Origin of the sequence: Candidatus Levibacter sp. Uisw_134_01 (assembly GCF_047717795.1) — a bacterium.
Taxonomy (GTDB): domain Bacteria; phylum Pseudomonadota; class Alphaproteobacteria; order Puniceispirillales; family Marisalimonadaceae; genus Marisalimonas.
Genome location: NZ_CP159808.1, coordinates 1,523,284 through 1,541,337, shown reverse-complemented (window position 1 = coordinate 1,541,337; position 18,054 = coordinate 1,523,284). Strand labels below are relative to the sequence as shown.

The following is an 18,054-nucleotide window of genomic DNA, read 5'->3' as shown; positions in this document are numbered from 1 at the left end:
TAGGTGGCTTTTTCTATTTTTTTATTAAACATTTTTTAAATACGTCGTTATTAATACTAGATTATTTATTTTTTTTAACTGGGAGTGAAAAAAATGGTAAGTGTTTACACTAATATTGCGGCTTTAACGGCCCAAAAAAGTATGTCAGATCAACTTTCTAAATCTGAACAAGCTATCGAAAGATTATCAACTGGATTAAGAATAAATCATGCCGCAGACGATGCTGCTGGATCTGCAATAGCTTCAAAAATGGAAGCTAAAGTAAGAAGTTTAGCTGTCGCAATAAGAAATGGTCATGATGCAATTTCAATGACACAAACTGCTGAAGGTGCACTTGGTGAGATGGAAAACATCTTACAAAGAGTGCGTGAACTGGCAGTGCAAGCGGGTAACAGCACTTTGAGTTCATTAGATAGAATAGCTATACAAGAAGAAGTCACAGCATTAACTAATGAAATAAATGACATTGCTTTAACCACTAATTTTAATGGTGTTAAATTACTAGATGGAACTAATTCTAGTCTAAATTTCCAATTAGGTGTAGATGCTGTCGATCAATTAAACGTTGTTTTGGAAAGCTCAAAAACTTCGGATCTAGGTTTGACAGCTAGTATGGGAACTAAACTATTCACAAGTTCAAGAATTGAACTAGTTGATGTTAGTGGAATTGCAGTTGACGCAATTAAAATTAATGGTAAGAACCATGTTGGCACTCAATCTGCCACACTTGTTGGTACATCAAACGCAGCTGAATTGTTAGCAAATGCTATAAATACTAACACATTAAATCATGGCGCAGTTGCAACAGCTTTCAACAAAGTTTTGGGAGCTGAAATGGGTAGTAGCTTTACAATGACTAACTCTTTCTCTGTTGGAGGAGTTACAATAGGCGTTAAAGGTACGATGCAGGAGGTAGTTGATGAAATTAATGAAAGCGTTGCTGGGGTTGTTGCAACATTAGGTAATAATAACTCGTTGATACTTTCAAACAATGATGGAGGTCAGATTATTGTTGCTGGAAATGCTCCTGGTAGTGTTGGTCTTACAGCTGATACTTATGAAGGATTTTATTCATTATCTAATGTTGATGGATCTGATGTAAAAATTGAGTTGGGTAACCTTGCTAATGGATATGTTCAAGCAGCTACAGCAACTCCAACCAGTTTAGGTAGTTATGGTCTCAACGAAACTAATGGAGAGGGGCATACAAAAGGTATTGCAGTTACTACTGATATTCTTTCAAGAACTGACCAGATTAAAATCAATGATGTATTAGTTGGTGCTACTATACTTGATACAGCTCAAGCTAAAGCTGCTGCCATCAATGAAATATCTGCTAAAAGTGGAGTAACTGCGACAGCATCTACAACGATGTTTCTAGGCTTGGATTTTTCCAAATCGCCAACTGATACATCATTTAAAGTAAATGGAAACGCCATAGCAGTTTCGTCTCTGAGCTCGGTACTACAAGTTGCGTCTGCGATTAACACAGCTAATGTTGGAGTAATTGCTTCTGCATCACCAGCAGGATTGATGCAATTATTTGACTCTGCTGGAGGTAATATAACAATTGACCTTACTTCTCCTGTAGATTTTGTTTCATCTGCTAGTGATGCTGATAATACAACACTTACTGTTGCAGCCAATATAACAGCTTTTGGTAATATTGAGCTTGAAGCAACAGATGGGGGCTTTATAAAGTTAGAAGATGGAGACCTTAATAATGCAGGGCTTGCAAAACTTGGTTTTGAAGCTCAAAGTGAGATGGGTACGGCTGGATCAGGTGGCGTAAATGTGTCTACACTTAATGGCGCAACCTCTTCACTAGCTAATATTGATGCTGCTATAGATAAAGTATCAGGTTTTAGAGCCTCTTTTGGTGCTGTTGAAAACAGAATAGGTGCTAAAATAAATAATTTGACTACATTGAAGATAAATACAAAAGCTTCTCAATCAAGAATTGAGGACGCTGATTTTGCTGCGGAGACAACTAATATGACAAAAGCTCAAATATTAACAAAAGCTGCCACATCAATGCTTGCCCAAGCTAATGCTTCTAAACAAAACTTACTAACACTTCTCCAAGGATAATTTGGAGATTTATAGACAAAAGCCATCTTAGATATGTCTCCCAGCGTATCAAGGTGGCTTTTTTGTAAGGTTTTGTAGTTAGTTTAAGTTAAAACCTAAATTTATTCTTAAATATTTTAGAAAATAAATTTAACAAATTGAAAGCATTAACTTTAAAAGATAGGACATGATGCAGGGTGTGATTTTTAAAAAAATTATATTACCACATATTTAAACATTTTTAATCTCTTCTACATGTTAATGCGTGGCACAACTATTGCACTCTATATGAGTTATATGCATATAAAAAGGAATGAGTAATGTCGGCTAATTTATCAGTAGAACAGTCACTTATGAAAGCCAAGTCATATTCAAAGAAGGGTGATTTAGCTGAAGCTCAAAAGCTATACGAAACAATCTTAAAGAATTTTTCGAATAATATAAGAGCGCAGCAAGGGTTAGCTTCTTTAAATAAGTATAAACAAAATAATGTTATACAAAATCCACCTCAGGAATCTGTAAATCAACTAGTTAATTTATATAACCAAGGACAAATAGAAGCTGTGATTGAGCAAGCTGAGGCTCTAACAGTCCAATATCCAGGTGCGTATGTTGTTTGGAATATTCTGGGTGCATCAAGGGCTCAGATAGGAATGCTTGATGAAGCTGTAGAGGCTTATAAGACATCTATTTCACTTAAGCCTGATTTTGCAGAAGTTTACAGTAATATGGGTGTTGTATTAAAAAACCTACATAAGTTAGATGAGGCTTTAGAGGCTTATAAAAAGTCTATCTCACTTAAGCCTAATGATGCTGGTACTTATTACAACATGGGAGTGGCCTTAAAAGCTCAAGGTAAGTTAGATGAAGCTATAGAGGCTTATAGGAAATCTATTTCACTTAAGCCCAATTATGCTGAAGCTTACAATAACTTAGGAGTTGTTTTTCAATCTCAAGGTAAGTGTGATGAAGCTATAAAAGTTTACGATAAATCAATCTTACTAAAAAATGATTATGCTGAGGCCTATAATAACAAGGGAGCTCTTTTACAGGAATTAGGTAAATTCGACGAGGCAATGGAAGCTTTAAACAAATCTGTCTTACTTAAGCCTGATTACGCTGAAGCTTACAACAATATAGGATTAACTCTTCAATCTAAAAATAAATTAAATGAGGCTATAGAAACTTATAACAAATCTATTTCACTTAAGCCTGATTTTGCTGAAGCGTATTACAATAAGGGTAGTACTCTCTATGATTTTGGAAAGTATGAGGAGGCTATAGAATCATATAAACAGTCTATTTCATTAAAGCCTGACTATGCTGAGGCTAATATTAATTTGGGCCTTGCTTTGCACAATCAAGATAAGTTTCAGGAGGCAATACAAGCCTACAATAAGACACTCTCACTCAAGCCTGATTATGCTGAAGCTCATTATAACTTAGGTTTTACACTTCTTCATAGTGGAAGACTAAAAGAAGGTCTTGACGAAATTCAATGGCGCTGGAAAATCTCTCAACTCTATAAAATGAGAAATTTTATCCAACCGATGTGGGATGGATCGCAGAGTTTGAAGGATAAAAGAATTCTTCTTTGGAGTGAGCAGGGTATTGGAGACACGTTAAACTGGTCTTCTTGCCTATCCCTTTTAGTTTCTCAGGCTAAGCATTGTATTTTGGAGTGTCAGGATAAATTAGTTCCCTTGTTGCAACGGTCATTTCCAAATGTAGAAATTAAGTCCGAAGATAGAAGTCTTGATATCAATAGAGACGATTTTGATTATCACTTGCCAATGGGAAGTCTTTATAGGCATTTTCTTTCAGAAATTACACAAAATACTAAACCTAAAGCCTACCTTGTTCCAGATCCAGACCGTGTTAACTATTGGAGAGAACGTCTTAACTCATTGGGGAAAGGTCCTTATGTTGGTATTGCCTGGAAAAGCTCTAATATGTCACCAAATCGTCTGCTCAACTATGCTCCTATATCAGAGTGGTCACCAATACTCAAAATCCCTGATGTAACGTTTATAAATCTACAATATAAGGATTTTGAAGACGATTTAGCTAAAGTCAAAGATGAACTTGGGGTAACAGTCCATAACTTTGATGAATTAGACCAATTTAATAATGTTGATGATACGACCGCATTATGTGCAGCACTTGATATGCTTGTGTCTAACCATGGTACAGCGCCGTTAATCTCGGGGGCTGTTGGAACACCAACTAAGCTTGCAAATTGGAAACAAAGTTATTGGAATACAATATTGAACAATCCAGTTGGTCCATTGATTGATATATACACGAGAAACACATGGGAGACATGGGACAATGTATTCAGATTAATTGAAAAAGATATATTTAAACAAATAAACAATTAAAGACATAGAAGGAACGAAGCATGTCGGCTAATTTATCAGTAGAACAGTCACTTATGAAAGCAAAATCTTATGTAAATAAGGGTGACTTAGCTGAAGCCCAAAAGCTATACGAAACAATTTTACAGAATTTTTCTAACAACATAAGAACACAGAAAGAGATAGGTGCATTAAACAAACCTATTCAAAATAATATTATACAAAATCCACCTCAGGAAGCATTTAGTAAAATAGTCAACTTATATAACCAAGGACAAATGGAAGCTGTGATACAAAAAGCTGAAACTTTAACAGCACAATATCCAGGTGCGTATATTGTTTGGAATATGCTAGGAGCATCAAGGGCTCAGATAGGAATACTTGAAGAAGCTTTACATGCTTTCGATAACTCTATTTCACTAAAACCTGACTACGCTGATGCTTATTATAATAAGGGTTATGCATTGTATTACTTAGATAAGTTAGATGAAGCTATAGAGGCTTATAGGATATCGATCTCACTTAAACCAGATAATGCAGAAGTCTACAGCAATATGGGTGTGGCTCTAAAAAATCAAGGTAAGTTTGATGAGGCTATATTGGCTTACAGGAAATCTATTTCACTTAAGCCTGATCATGCTGAGGCATATGATAATATGGGTGTGGCTCTAAAAAATCAAGGAAAATTAGATGAAGCTATAGAAGCTTTTAAAAAATCTATCTTACTTAAACCTTCTCGTGCTGAAGCTTATAACAATCTAGGAAATACTTTAAAAGAACAAGGAAGATTAGACCAGGCTCTAGAAACTTATAATAAAGCAATTTCACTAAAATCTGATTATGCTGACGCATGTTGTAACACATCTTTTATTCACAATTTATATGGAGACCTTAAAAAAGGGCTTGAATTGTATGAATGGAGACAAAAACAGAAAAGCTCTCCTGTAAGAGCACCAAGAAAAAATTTAATTTGGGATGGAGTTAAGCCTTTATCAGGAAAAAAATTTTTAGTTTATGAAGAACAAGGCCTTGGTGACGTTATCCAGTTTTGTAGATACTTACCAATGTTGAAGCAAAAAGGTGCTGAGGTAGCTTTTAAAGTAAAAAAGAAAATGCATGCTCTTTTGAGCACTATAGATAATGAAATTATTCTTGTAGACAGTTTTCCAGACAATGATCAAATTGACTTTGAAACACCAATTATGAGCCTTCCTTTTTTATTTAATACAAATTTAGATACAATACCTGTAAAAATACCTTATTTGTTTGCAAATGATAATAATATATTGTCATGGGCTAAATGTTTGACAAAGAGTACTTTTAAAGTTGGAATTTGTTGGCAGGGCAGTAAGAATAAAATAGATTATGGCAGATCTTTCCCTTTATCCTTATTCGAAGGTATATCAAAAATACCAAATGTAGAGCTTATTAGTCTTCACAAAGGTGAAGGAGAGATGCAAATAAAAGGAATCAATTTTGATTTGACAATACTAGATAATAATTTTGACACTGGTGAAAATGCATTTGTTGATAGTGCTGCCGTTATGATGAATTGTGATCTAATTGTTACCTCTGATACTGCAATAGCACATTTAGCTGGAGCTTTAGGCTGTACAACTTGGGTTGTTCTTAAAAAAATTCCTGACTGGCGTTGGATGTTGGAGAGAAAGGATAGTCCGTGGTATCCAAACTTAACCTTATATAGGCAAAAACAAATAGATAATTGGACACACGTTTTTGATAAAATTGAAGTGGACTTACAATCATTAATAAAAGAAAAGGAAATTCAATGAAGACACCAAATATACCGATCTCTTGGGGAGAGTTATTTGATAAAAGAACAATCCTTCAGATTAAATTAAAAAACATCAAAACAAAAAGCGCTTTGAAGAATGTTAAAACGGAATATGATCAATTAAGTACAATTTTTAACACAAATTTTTCAAAAAATATAAATGCCAAAAAACTTTTATCGGATCTTAAAAAAGTTAATCAGAAATTGTGGGATATCGAAGATTTGATCCGTGATAAAGAAAGAAATAAAACTTTTGATAAGGATTTTATCAAACTTGCTCGAAGTGTATATTTTACTAATGATGATCGCTCTCGTATCAAAAGAAATATTAATGAAACTTTTGGATCAGAACTTACTGAAGAGAAATCATATACAGATTATTAAGTTTAAAGCCACTTGATCATCTAAGATCTATAAATAATATTTACTACTTAAATAGTTTTTGATTATTTAAAAAATAACAAATATATAAAACCAGATAAATAATCAATTTATCACTGTCTCTTTTTGTTTAGGTTGCCTAGGATAATTATTTTTTAAATGACCTTTGTCATAATTATAAGATAATTCAGCCATTCCATGCGTTGAGAAATAAAGTGCTTCGGCTATTTTGTAGTCTGGTAACCAATCAATGTCGAAAGCGATATCATCACTCAATTCAAATAAATATGGTTTATCTCCAATCCGATTATTATTAGTTTGATAAATATTTTTTTTAGTTAAAAAAACACCACTATTAACTTCCCATAATGGTTCAATTGTCTGAGTTTTTGGCCATTTTTCTAAATTACGATTATAATTTACTGGACCACTATCTTTCCAAATAAATTTTTGAAGTTTAGTTACAGTCATCAAAGAATCAAAATCTTCAAGTTTTTCTAGATATTTTTCTATAATTTGATCATAGACCTCTGAGCTAATAAATGGAGAAGTAACATGTGTCCATAATATATGCCCATCTGGCATAACTTCAGGCACATATTTTATTAGATCGTCAGTGGAGGAGCTAGAAGACGCTAATTCATCAGGTCTTATTATAACTCTAATTTTCTTTGAGTTAAATGTATTGGCAATTTTTACAACCTCTGGATCATTAGTAGAAACTAAAATTGAGTCTATAAGATTACATTTTATTAGTTGTTCAAGTTTGATTTTACAAAGACCACCTTTGATGCCAGAAAAAGTTTTTGTATTTTTATTTGGAACTCTTTCACTTCCTGCTCGCATTGGCAAAAAAACATTTATACGTTGTTTCATTTTTATATCCTGTCCTTTCGGTTAAGGGCCTTATTTTTGAGTTTAAAAATATCTTCTGTAATTGAGTTAAATACATTGTCCCATGACTCCCATGTATTTCTTTCAAATATATCTACAGAATTACTTTGGGGATTTGATAAAAGATTATTCCAATAACTTTGTTTCCAGTTAGCAAGCTTAGTTGGTGTTCCAACTCCTGCTGACATATAAACTACAGTCATTTTAGTTGTTATGACCATATCAAGTGCTGCACACAACGCTACAACATCATCTAAGTCATTATAATGATCTAATTCATCAAAGTTATGGACTGTTACCCCAAGTTCATCTTTAACTTTAGCTAAATCATCCGCAAAATCCTTATATTGTAGATTTATAAACGTTACATCAGGGATTTTGAGTATTGGTGACCACTCTGATATAGGAGCATAGTTGAGCAGACGATTTGGTGACATATTAGAGCTTTTCCAGGCAATACCAACATAAGGACCTTTCCCCAATGAGTTAAGACGTTCTCTCCAATAGTTAACACGGTCTGGATCTGGAACGAGGTAGGCTTTAGGTTTAGTATTTTGTGTAATTTCTGAAAGAAAATGCCTATAAAGACTTCCCATTGGCAAGTGATAATCAAAATCGTCTCTATTGATATCAAGACTTCTATCTTCGGACTTAATTTCTACATTTGGAAATGACCGTTGTAACAAGGGAACTAATTTTTCATGACACTCAAATGCAAATTTTTTTATTTTTGAGTTTACTAGTGGAAGGAATAAAGACCAATTGATCGTATCTCCAATACCCTGCTCACACCAAAGAAGAATTCTTTTATCCTTCAAGCTTTGAATACCGTCCCACATTGGTCTAGAAAAGTGTCTATTTTTAAAGAAATATTTTTCAGTTTTCCAACGCCATTCACTTTCGTCAAGACCTTCTTTTAGTCTTCCACTATTAAGAAGTGTAAAACTTAAGTTATGATGTGCTTCAGCATAATTGGGTTTAATTAAGATAGCTTTGTTATAAGCGTCTATGGCCTGATTTGTCTTACCTAAATCTTGTAAAAGAACGCCAATATTATTATGAGCATTAGCATAATTTGGATTTAAAAATATTGCTTTGTTGTATGCAGTGATTGCCGCTTCAAATTTACCTTCATCTTTAAGAGCAACCCCCAAGTTGTTGTGCGTTTCAGCGCAATGAGGGTTTAACAAAATAGATTTTTTGAAAGACTCTATGGATAATTCTAAAATTTCTTTTTTATAGAAAGCACCTCCAATTTTGTTGTATGTGTCAGCATTATCAGGTTCAAGTGATATAGACTTCTTTAAAGTCTCTATGGCTTCATCAAACTTACCTTGAGAATAGAGTACTTCGCCCATATTGTTATAAGCTTCAGCACAAGAAGGTTTTAGTGAAATACATTTTTTATAAGCTTCTACTGACTCATATAAGTTTCCATTATCCTTTAAAGTTATACCGAGGTTGTAAAAAAAATCACTATCATCAGGATCTAGTGAAATAGCTTTTTTATAAGCCCATATTGCTTTATCTAACTTTCTTTGGGCGTGAAGAGTAACTCCCATGTTATTATAAGTATCTGCGAAGTCAGGCTTAAGGGAGATAGCCTTTTTATAAGCTTCTATAGTTTTATTATATTCATTTTTATCATTATAAGCTTTGCCCAAATTATTGTAAGCTTCAGCATAATCAGGTTTAAGTGAAATTGCTTTTTTGTATGCTATAACTGCATCTTTTGAATAACCTAATTCGTGTAAGGTGTTCCCTAAATTATTGTAAGCTTCAGCATAATCAGGTTTTAGTGAAATTGCTTTATCATAAGCTTTTACTGAATCTTTTAACTTACCTTGAATATGGAGAGTCATTCCCAAGTTGTTCCAAGCTTGAGCATAATTTGGATTTATTAATATTGCGTTGTTGTATGCAGTGTTTGCCTCTTTAAATTTACCTAGAGCTTTATAAGCAATTCCCAAGTTGAAGTGAGCTTTTACATAATTGGGATTTATTGAGAGGGCTTTGCTATAACACTCAATTGCATTTTCTAACTTATGCTGGGCTAACTGAGCAGTACCCATATTGTAATATGCTTGTGCAGAATTAGGATTTAATGATATTGCTTTATTATATGAACTTATTGCTTGGTCAAACTTGGACTGATCTTGTAATGCATTACCGATATTAATATAAGCATCAGCATTTTCAGGGTTTAATAAAATAAATTTATGATATGCATTTATTGAATCATCCAATTTACCTTGAGCTTTATAAGCAACAGCAATGTTAATGTAGGCATTTGCATAATCCGGTTTTAATGAGATACAATTTTTAAAAGCTTTTATAGCCTTATCTAACTTACCAATTTGTACCGACAATGATCCTAGTTTTTCCCATACAATAAAGGCATCAGGATATTTTTTAGGAAGTCTAGTTAGAACATCTCGATAAATCTCTTCAGCTTTTGCAAATTCATTCCTCAAAATATGAGATTTTGCTCTTACAAAAGACATTTCTGTGTAATTATCTGATAGCATAGTATTAACTTTTTAAAATCAAAATAAATTCTAGAAAAAATGTTTAATTAACTTCATTATCTTAGCAAAATTAATGCCAAAATTTTAGTTAGCCCTTTTAGACACGTCATAATTATTAGTTCAAAATCTTCATTCTTTAGAAGATTGTTTTTAGATATTATTATCTCTTTTATTTATAAAATTTTATTCTTTATTCTGTAATTTACATTCTCTTTTATAATGTATAGTTTTATTTTGATTTATTAATAATTCTATCTTCACTGATCTTAAGCTATTTATTTTTAGCGTATATTTCTTTGTGCAAATTTTATTAAATATTTGTGTTTTATCTATTTGTCTAAAATATTTACTTTTATTAATTTTTAAGATTTATCTTGGTACAACTATTGCACTTTAGATGAGTTATATGCATATAAAAAGGAATGAGTAATGTCGGCTAATTTATCAGTAGAACAGTCACTTATGAAAGCCAAGTCATATTCAAAGAAGGGTGATTTAGCTGAAGCTCAAAAGCTATACGAAACAATCTTAAAGAATTTTTCGAATAATATAAGAGCGCAGCAAGGGTTAGCTTCTTTAAATAAGTATAAACAAAATAATGTTATACAAAATCCACCTCAGGAATCAGTAAATCAATTAGTAAACTTATATAACCAAGGACAAATGGAAACTGTGATAAAGCAAGCTGAGGGTCTAACAGCACAATATCCAGGTGCGTATGTTGTTTGGAATATTCTGGGTGCATCAAGAGAAGAAATAGGAATGTTTGACGAATCTATATATGCTTACAAGAAAGCCATTTTCTTAAAGTCTGATTTTGCTGATGCTCATTTCAATATGGGTGTAGCTTTAAAAAACCAAGGTAAGTTAGATGAAGCTATAGAGGCTTATAAAAAGTCTATCTCACTAAAACCTTCTCGTGCTGAAGCTTATAACAATATGGGCGACACCCTCTATTCTCAAGGTAAGTTAGATGAAGCTATAGAGGCTTATAAGAAATCTATTTCATTAAAACCTGATTATGCAGAGGCTTATTATAATATGGGTCTTGCTTTGCATTACCTGAATAAGTTAGATGAAGCCATAGAGGTCTATAAGAAGTCTATTTCACTCAAGCCTGATTTTGCAGAAGCTCATTATAACTTAGGTTTTACACTTCTTAAAAGTGGAAGGCTTAAAGAAGGTCTTGATGAAAGCGAATGGCGCTGGAAAAACCCTGAATTTTTGTCTAACGAGAGAAATTTTATCCAACCGATGTGGGATGGATCGCAGAGTTTGAAGGATAAAAGAATTCTTCTTTGGAGTGAGCAGGGTATTGGAGACACGTTAAACTGGTCTTCTTGCCTATCCTTTTTAGATTCTCAGGCTAAGCATTGTATTTTGGAGTGTCAGGATAAATTAGTTCCCTTGTTACAACGGTCATTTCCAAATGTAGAAGTTAAGTCCGAAGATAGAAGTCTTGATATCAATAGAGACGATTTTGATTATCACTTGCCAATGGGAAGTCTTTATAGGCATTTTCTTTCAGAAATTACACAAAATACTAAACCTAAAGCCTACCTTGTTCCAGATCCAGACCGTGTTAACTATTGGAGAGAACGTCTTAACTCATTGGGGAAAGGTCCTTATGTTGGTATTGGCTGGAAAAGTACTGATATGTCTCCTGGACGTTTACCAAATTACGCACCCATTTTGGAGTGGTCACCAGTATTAAAGATCCCTGATGTAACGTTTATAAATCTACAATATAAGGATTTTGAAGACGATTTAGCTAAAGTCAAAGATAAACTTGGGGTAACAGTCCATAACTTTGATGAATTAGACCAATTTAATAATGTTGATGATACGACCGCATTATGTGCGGCACTTGATATGCTTGTGTCTAACCATGGTACAGCGCCGTTAATCTCGGGCGCTGTTGGAACACCAACTAAGCTTGCAAATTGGAAACAAAGTTCATGGAATACAATATTGAACAATCCAGTTGGTCCATTGATTGATATATACACGAGAAACACATGGGAGACATGGGACAATGTATTCAGATTAATTAAAGAAGATATTCTCAAAATAAATCAAAATTGAAGTTGTTCTTAATTAATTCTGTTTGAAAGTTTTTAATCTCTTCTACATGTTAATGCGTGGCACAAATCTTGCACTCTATATGAGTTATATGCATATAAAAAGGAATGAGTAATGTCGGCTAATTTATCAGTAGAACAGTCACTTATGAAAGCCAAGTCATATTCAAAGAAGGGTGATTTAGCTGAAGCCCAAAAGCTATACGAAACAATCTTAAAGAATTTTTCGAATAATATAAGAGCGCAGCAAGGGTTAGCTTCTTTAAATAAGTATAAACAAAATAATGTTATACAAAATCCACCTCAGGAATCTGTAAATCAACTAGTTAATTTATATAACCAAGGACAAATAGAAGCTGTGATTGAGCAAGCTGAGGCTCTAACAGTCCAATATCCAGGTGCGTATGTTGTTTGGAATATTCTGGGTGCATCAAGGGCTCAGATAGGAATGCTTGATGAAGCTGTAGAGGCTTATAAGACATCTATTTCACTTAAGCCTGATTTTGCAGAAGTTTACAGTAATATGGGTGTTGTATTAAAAAACCTACATAAGTTAGATGAGGCTTTAGAGGCTTATAAAAAGTCTATCTCACTTAAGCCTAATGATGCTGGTACTTATTACAACATGGGAGTGGCCTTAAAAGCTCAAGGTAAGTTAGATGAAGCTATAGAGGCTTATAGGAAATCTATTTCACTTAAGCCCAATTATGCTGAAGTTTACAATAACTTAGGAGTTGTTTTTCAATCTCAAGGTAAGTGTGATGAAGCTATAAAAGTTTACGATAAATCAATCTTACTAAAAAATGATTATGCTGAGGCCTATAATAACAAGGGAGCTCTTTTACAGGAATTAGGTAAATTCGACGAGGCAATGGAAGCTTTAAACAAATCTGTCTTACTTAAGCCTGATTACGCTGAAGCTTACAACAATATAGGATTAACTCTTCAATCTAAAAATAAATTAAGTGAGGCTATAGAAACTTATAACAAATCTATTTCACTTAAGCCTGATTTTGCTGAAGCACATCATAACTTAAGTCTTACACTTCTTAATAGTGGAAGGCTTAAAGAAGGTCTTGATGAAAGCGAATGGCGCTGGAAAATTCCTGAATTTTTGTCTAACGAGAGAAATTTTATCCAACCGATGTGGGATGGATCGCAGAGTTTGAAGGATAAAAGAATTCTTCTTTGGAGTGAGCAGGGTATTGGAGACACGTTAAACTGGTCTTCTTGCCTATCCTTTTTAGATTCTCAGGCTAAGCATTGTATTTTGGAGTGTCAGGATAAATTAGTTCCCTTGTTACAACGGTCATTTCCAAATGTAGAAGTTAAGTCCGAAGATAGAAGTCTTGATATCAATAGAGACGATTTTGATTATCACTTGCCAATGGGAAGTCTTTATAGGCATTTTCTTTCAGAAATTACACAAAATACTAAACCTAAAGCCTACCTTGTTCCAGATCCAGACCGTGTTAACTATTGGAGAGAACGTCTTAACTCATTGGGGAAAGGTCCTTATGTTGGTATTGGCTGGAAAAGTACTGATATGTCTCCTGGACGTTTACCAAATTACGCACCCATTTTGGAGTGGTCACCAGTATTAAAGATCCCTGATGTAACGTTTATAAATCTACAATATAAGGATTTTGAAGACGATTTAGCTAAAGTCAAAGATAAACTTGGGGTAACAGTCCATAACTTTGATGAATTAGACCAATTTAATAATGTTGATGATACGACCGCATTATGTGCAGCACTTGATATGGTTATAACACCTAAAATTATGGTAGTTTATATCTCGGGCGCTGTTGGAACACTAACTAAGCTTGCTAGTTGGAAACAAAGTTCATGGAATACAATATTAAACAATCCGGTTGGACCATCGATTGATATATGTGAAAGAAACACATGGGAGACATGGGACAATGTATTCAGATTAATTAAAGAAGATATTCTCAATATAACTAAAATATGGAGTTTGTAATGAATAAAATTGCAGTAATACCAGTAAGATCTGGTAGTAAAAGGTTACCCAAAAAAAATTATAAGTCATTTAACTCAAGAACTTTGGCTGAAATTGCAAGGGACAAATGTTTAAGCTCTGGAATTTTTGATAAAGTTATAATTACGAGTGATGATCCAGTTTTCGAAGGGCTTGTAAACTCTAATGAAGTTGAGTTTTTACAAAGAACTAAAAAATTAGCAGGTGATGATGCAACAACAGATATGGTGATTGATTTTTTATTTGAAGAGTTTCCTTCTTGTGAATCTGTCTTATGGGTAAACAGTGTAAGCCCACTGCAGTCAATTGAAGATATTAGAAATTGTGGTACTCATCTAAATAATCCTGACGTAGATTGTGTTATGGCTGTCAACACCTTATATCAGCATTGTTGTATTGCAAATGAACCTCTAAACTTTAACCCTAATAACTCTTTTGAAAAAACACAGGATCTCAAACCTATTCAAAGATATATATATAGCTGTATGGGATGGAAAAGAGCAACTTATGTAAAATGCAGAAGTGAAGGTTTTAAAGGGCTATTTCCTGGGAAAATGTCACTTGTTGAAGTTAGCGTGCTTGCAGGCATGTTAATAAAGTATGAAGAAGATTTTATACTTTGTTCAAAGATTGAAGAGTCAATGGGGTTAGTTCCAAAAATAAAAAAACTCTTAGTTAAAAATGGTACTAATTACATACAAAACGATACCTCGTCAAATCAACATATAATAAATTTTTAATAAACTTATAATTTTCTATATCACGAAACTTTAGTCCTTAAAACTATGCTTTGCTTATTTTGAGTGCTATATCCAATGATCCAATGGGCAATAAGTTTTTGGATGTTACAAACTCAATAAACTACCTTGCAGTCAAGAAAATTATTGAACCCTACGTAGCTTTACCAAACAAAAGATTGGTGTTCGCCTCAAGTTGCAGCATTTACGGTGATTCAGAAGGAGAACCTAAAAAAGAGTTTGATACTCTTAATCCCCTTACAGATTACGCGAAGTCAAAAGTAGCTGTAGAAAAGGTGCTTCAAAGATGTGATTTAGGTAATGGCACTACTGCAACTTCGCTAAGATTTGCAACTGCATGTGGGATGAGCGATCGCTTAAGATTAGACTTAGTATTGAACGATTTTGTTGCATCCGCAATTATTAATAATCGAATTGAAATATTGAGCGATGGATCGCCTTGGCGTCCACTTATACATGTGAAAGACATGTCGCGGGCAATAGAGTGGGCTATTCTTAGGGATAAAAATATTTCCACACCATACCTTGCTGTAAATACGGGATCAAGTTCATGGAATTATCAGGTGTCAGAATTAGCAAAAGCTGTAGCTAACAATGTATCAAATTGTGAAGTATCTGTTAATACTCAGGCTCTACCCGACAAAAGGTCTTATAAGGTTAATTTTGATCCATTCGGATCACTTGCTCCAAACCATACCCCTGTCTATACCTTGCAAGATACAATTTCTGAATTGATTGATGGAATTTCTGATATCAGACATCTTATTTCTAACGATTTCCGTGCATCATATTTTATACGACTTCATATTCTAGAAAAACATCTAAAGAACAGAATGTTATCTCGTGATCTTCGCTGGACCTAATTAATAAAGCTTATCCAGGTAGTATAAACGTATGTCGACTTATAACTGTAAATTAAAAGACCTAATTATAAATTACTAAATATTAAAATTAATTTTGGAGTAATTGTAGAACATTCTGTTGAGCTTTTCCTGCTTGTGCAATCATTGCCATTGCAGATTGTTGTAAAATTTGGTGCTTAGTTAATTCTGCTGATTCTTTTGCAAAGTCTGCATCTTGAATTCGTCCCCTAGAAGCTGCAGTATTTAAGGCAACATTTGATAAATTATCAATTGCCTTTTCCATTCTACTGCTAAGGGCACCTAATTTTGCTCTTTCCATATGAATTCTATCTAATGATCTGTCAATTACACGAAGAGCGTTAATTGATGCTGTCCTTGTTTTTACATTTACACCTTCAAGTTTATCTAAAGATGCTGCACCGGGGGATAATTCAAATAATCCTTTTCCGTCTTCACCTATTACTGTAAAACTATTACTTGATACCATTTCTAACTGACCAGTTACAATAACAGAGTCAGCAGCTTTGGTTCCAACAGTAATTGCACCAGTTGTAGATGAAGTTGGAGTAATTGAATGAATAGTTTTAAAAATTTGTCTTCCTGTTACTGTTCCTAAAGCGGTTGGTCCAGTAATAGTTTCAGTTAAAGCCGCGCCATCCATATCCGTACCAACTACAGTAAATGTTTTGTCGGATTCATCGCTTGCACCGGATGTAATTGTTACTAAAGCACTTTTGTTTGTCACGGTTGCTGCAACACCAATAATGACATTAGATGGTCCATTTCCACTTGGCGTAATACTAGTTACTGTTTGAAATACTTTTAGTCCTGATGTTATGTCAGTTGTAGTAACAGCAATATCTTCTGTTTGAGCATTTCCATAAATATCTGTACCAACTATTGTATAAGTTGAGTCAGTGTCTGAAGCGTGTGTAATTGTTATTAAAGAATTCAAAGTAGTAGAAGCCGCTAAAGCTCCATCTTTAGTAATTGCAGTCGTACCATTACTTGAAGCATCAAAAGTAGTAACTAAGCCATTGTCATCAGCTGTACTCGCTAGTGTTCCATTCAATGTCATTGCAGTATTAGCGGTACCAGATGCAGATGACACTAGGCTGTCGGCGTCAGTAACAGTAACGTTTGTATCTCCAAGGCTAACTGTAGCTCCAGCCACGCCTTCATCATTATCTAAACTAGTAACTAAAAGAACTCTTTGTGCACCAGTAGAAACAGTATCACTTGCAAAATTTACATCACCTAATTTTATGTCATATCCTTCATTTTGGACTAAAATTATTGATGAATTATCGCTTGATAAAGTAGCTGTAATACCAGTGGTAGTTGTATAATTATTTACTGAATCTCTTAAGTTAGATAAAACCGAACTACCCTTTGAACTGTTTAATGTAATATTAGCAGAAATTGATGTAGACGTTCCATTTTTACCTTGAATTGAGAAAGAAACACTATTTTGGCCATTTAAAGAGCTATCAAGAGATTTGGCTTCTATCTTAAGTTGAGAAGAAGCAATGGCAGATACACCTGTTGAGTCAAAAATTGCATTAACAGAAGTTGCAATATCCCTAACAGTTGATCCAGCAGCTGCAGTTACCGTAGAACTTCCTAAAATCCCATGTACTGTAAAAGTTTCATCTTGTATCAGATTAGTTTCAGTAGTATCTGCTACTGCATATGCATTTAGTGCTAAATTAGAATTTATTCCTGTAGTATCTGTGCTATCTGAAACAGCTTTAAAAGCGCCTAAAGCATCAATTCTCATAGACGATACTGATAATTGAGCAAACTCACGTTCATGAGTACCAATTTGAAATCTTCTGTCAGCAAAAGAGCCGTCTAATACCGCGATTTCATTAAATGTAGTATCACGTGTTACTCTATCTAATTCAGCTAACATTTGAATTACTTCTGCGTTTAAATATGATCTTTCTTCTGCGTTCATAACATCTGAAGCAGATTGAATGGCGAGTTCTCTAATTCTTTGAAGTATGTCTGAAGATTCGTCAAGTGCTCCTTCAGCTACTTGTGCCATGGAAATGACATCTCCGGCATTTCTAACAGATTGTTCTAATCCTTTTATTTGAGCTGTCATCCTATCCGATATAGCAGCACCAGCAGCATCGTCCCCAGCATGATTAATTCTTTTGCCCGATGAAAGCCTCTCCATAGAAGTAAGCATGTCTCGTTCGGTAGCATTCATCTTGTTCAGAGCAAACGTTGCTGCACTATTTGTATTAACTGTAGGCATATAAATCTCCATTCATAACGAGTACTGTCAAAGTACCGGCAGAGATAATCCTGCAATTG

At 34.0% G+C, this 18,054-nt stretch carries 11 protein-coding genes; 8 read left to right on the top strand and 3 right to left on the bottom strand.

All coding sequences use genetic code 11. The features are described from left to right. Nucleotides 1–93: 93 nt before the first annotated feature. The 4 genes from ABXT66_RS07910 (at nucleotide 94) to ABXT66_RS07895 (ending at nucleotide 6,606) form a co-directional block, all read left to right on the top strand. The gene (locus ABXT66_RS07910; RefSeq protein ID WP_443642955.1) at nucleotides 94–2,091 is read left to right on the top strand and encodes a flagellin N-terminal helical domain-containing protein; all 1,998 of its coding nucleotides are present in this window, start codon (nucleotides 94–96) and stop codon (nucleotides 2,089–2,091) included. 299 nt (nucleotides 2,092–2,390) lie between these two features. Next, nucleotides 2,391–4,451, top strand: a complete 2,061-nt coding sequence (locus ABXT66_RS07905) for a tetratricopeptide repeat protein (protein WP_443642954.1) — start codon at nucleotides 2,391–2,393, stop codon at nucleotides 4,449–4,451. A gap of 20 nt (nucleotides 4,452–4,471) precedes the next feature. Next, nucleotides 4,472–6,220, top strand: coding sequence for a tetratricopeptide repeat protein (locus tag ABXT66_RS07900; RefSeq protein ID WP_443642953.1), 1,749 nt, complete (start codon nucleotides 4,472–4,474; stop codon nucleotides 6,218–6,220). Then, nucleotides 6,217–6,606 (top strand): DUF6165 family protein, encoded by a 390-nt coding sequence (locus ABXT66_RS07895; protein ID WP_443642952.1) that lies wholly within the window; start codon nucleotides 6,217–6,219, stop codon nucleotides 6,604–6,606. The genes ABXT66_RS07900 and ABXT66_RS07895 overlap by 4 nt, the downstream gene beginning before the upstream one ends. 102 nt (nucleotides 6,607–6,708) lie before the next feature. On the opposite strand, the gene ABXT66_RS07890 is transcribed toward ABXT66_RS07895, so the two are convergent. Both ABXT66_RS07890 and ABXT66_RS07885 read right to left on the bottom strand, forming a co-directional pair. Then, on the bottom strand, nucleotides 6,709–7,479 hold the full coding sequence (locus tag ABXT66_RS07890; RefSeq protein ID WP_443642951.1) for an acylneuraminate cytidylyltransferase family protein: 771 nt from the start codon (nucleotides 7,477–7,479) through the stop codon (nucleotides 6,709–6,711). A 2-nt stretch (nucleotides 7,480–7,481) separates the two neighbouring features. Further along, complete coding sequence (locus ABXT66_RS07885; RefSeq protein ID WP_443642950.1) at nucleotides 7,482–10,025, bottom strand: tetratricopeptide repeat protein; 2,544 nt, start codon at nucleotides 10,023–10,025, stop codon at nucleotides 7,482–7,484. A gap of 429 nt (nucleotides 10,026–10,454) precedes the next feature. Here ABXT66_RS07885 and ABXT66_RS07880 point away from each other — a divergent pair, with 429 nt between their 5' ends. From ABXT66_RS07880 to ABXT66_RS07865, 4 genes are all read left to right on the top strand, one after another. After that, the gene (locus ABXT66_RS07880) at nucleotides 10,455–12,110 is read left to right on the top strand and encodes a tetratricopeptide repeat protein (protein WP_443642949.1); all 1,656 of its coding nucleotides are present in this window, start codon (nucleotides 10,455–10,457) and stop codon (nucleotides 12,108–12,110) included. 111 nt (nucleotides 12,111–12,221) lie between these two features. Further along, nucleotides 12,222–14,090 carry a tetratricopeptide repeat protein gene (locus tag ABXT66_RS07875; RefSeq protein WP_443642948.1) on the top strand — a complete coding sequence of 623 codons (1,869 nt, stop codon included), beginning with the start codon at nucleotides 12,222–12,224 and terminating at the stop codon, nucleotides 14,088–14,090. After that, entirely contained in the window at nucleotides 14,090–14,848 is a 759-nt protein-coding gene (locus tag ABXT66_RS07870; protein ID WP_443642947.1) for an acylneuraminate cytidylyltransferase family protein, read from the top strand. The genes ABXT66_RS07875 and ABXT66_RS07870 overlap by 1 nt, the downstream gene beginning before the upstream one ends. Before the next feature lie 50 nt (nucleotides 14,849–14,898). After that, nucleotides 14,899–15,729 carry an SDR family oxidoreductase gene (locus ABXT66_RS07865; protein ID WP_443642946.1) on the top strand — a complete coding sequence of 277 codons (831 nt, stop codon included), beginning with the start codon at nucleotides 14,899–14,901 and terminating at the stop codon, nucleotides 15,727–15,729. Between the two features lie 88 nt (nucleotides 15,730–15,817). On the opposite strand, the gene ABXT66_RS07860 is transcribed toward ABXT66_RS07865, so the two are convergent. Beyond that, entirely contained in the window at nucleotides 15,818–17,995 is a 2,178-nt protein-coding gene (locus ABXT66_RS07860; protein ID WP_443642945.1) for a flagellin N-terminal helical domain-containing protein, read from the bottom strand. Between the last annotated feature and the right edge of the window lie 59 nt (nucleotides 17,996–18,054).

What these genes read in the sequence shown, in the direction of transcription:
- ABXT66_RS07910 (WP_443642955.1), top strand. Translation starts at nt 94, where the DNA reads ATGGTAAGTGTTTACACTAATATTGCGGCTTTAACGGCCCAAAAAAGT.
- ABXT66_RS07905 (WP_443642954.1), top strand. Translation starts at nt 2,391, where the DNA reads ATGTCGGCTAATTTATCAGTAGAACAGTCACTTATGAAAGCCAAGTCA.
- ABXT66_RS07900 (WP_443642953.1), top strand. Translation starts at nt 4,472, where the DNA reads ATGTCGGCTAATTTATCAGTAGAACAGTCACTTATGAAAGCAAAATCT.
- ABXT66_RS07895 (WP_443642952.1), top strand. Translation starts at nt 6,217, where the DNA reads ATGAAGACACCAAATATACCGATCTCTTGGGGAGAGTTATTTGATAAA.
- ABXT66_RS07890 (WP_443642951.1), bottom strand. Translation starts at nt 7,479, where the DNA reads ATGAAACAACGTATAAATGTTTTTTTGCCAATGCGAGCAGGAAGTGAA.
- ABXT66_RS07885 (WP_443642950.1), bottom strand. Translation starts at nt 10,025, where the DNA reads ATGCTATCAGATAATTACACAGAAATGTCTTTTGTAAGAGCAAAATCT.
- ABXT66_RS07880 (WP_443642949.1), top strand. Translation starts at nt 10,455, where the DNA reads ATGTCGGCTAATTTATCAGTAGAACAGTCACTTATGAAAGCCAAGTCA.
- ABXT66_RS07875 (WP_443642948.1), top strand. Translation starts at nt 12,222, where the DNA reads ATGTCGGCTAATTTATCAGTAGAACAGTCACTTATGAAAGCCAAGTCA.
- ABXT66_RS07870 (WP_443642947.1), top strand. Translation starts at nt 14,090, where the DNA reads ATGAATAAAATTGCAGTAATACCAGTAAGATCTGGTAGTAAAAGGTTA.
- ABXT66_RS07860 (WP_443642945.1), bottom strand. Translation starts at nt 17,995, where the DNA reads ATGCCTACAGTTAATACAAATAGTGCAGCAACGTTTGCTCTGAACAAG.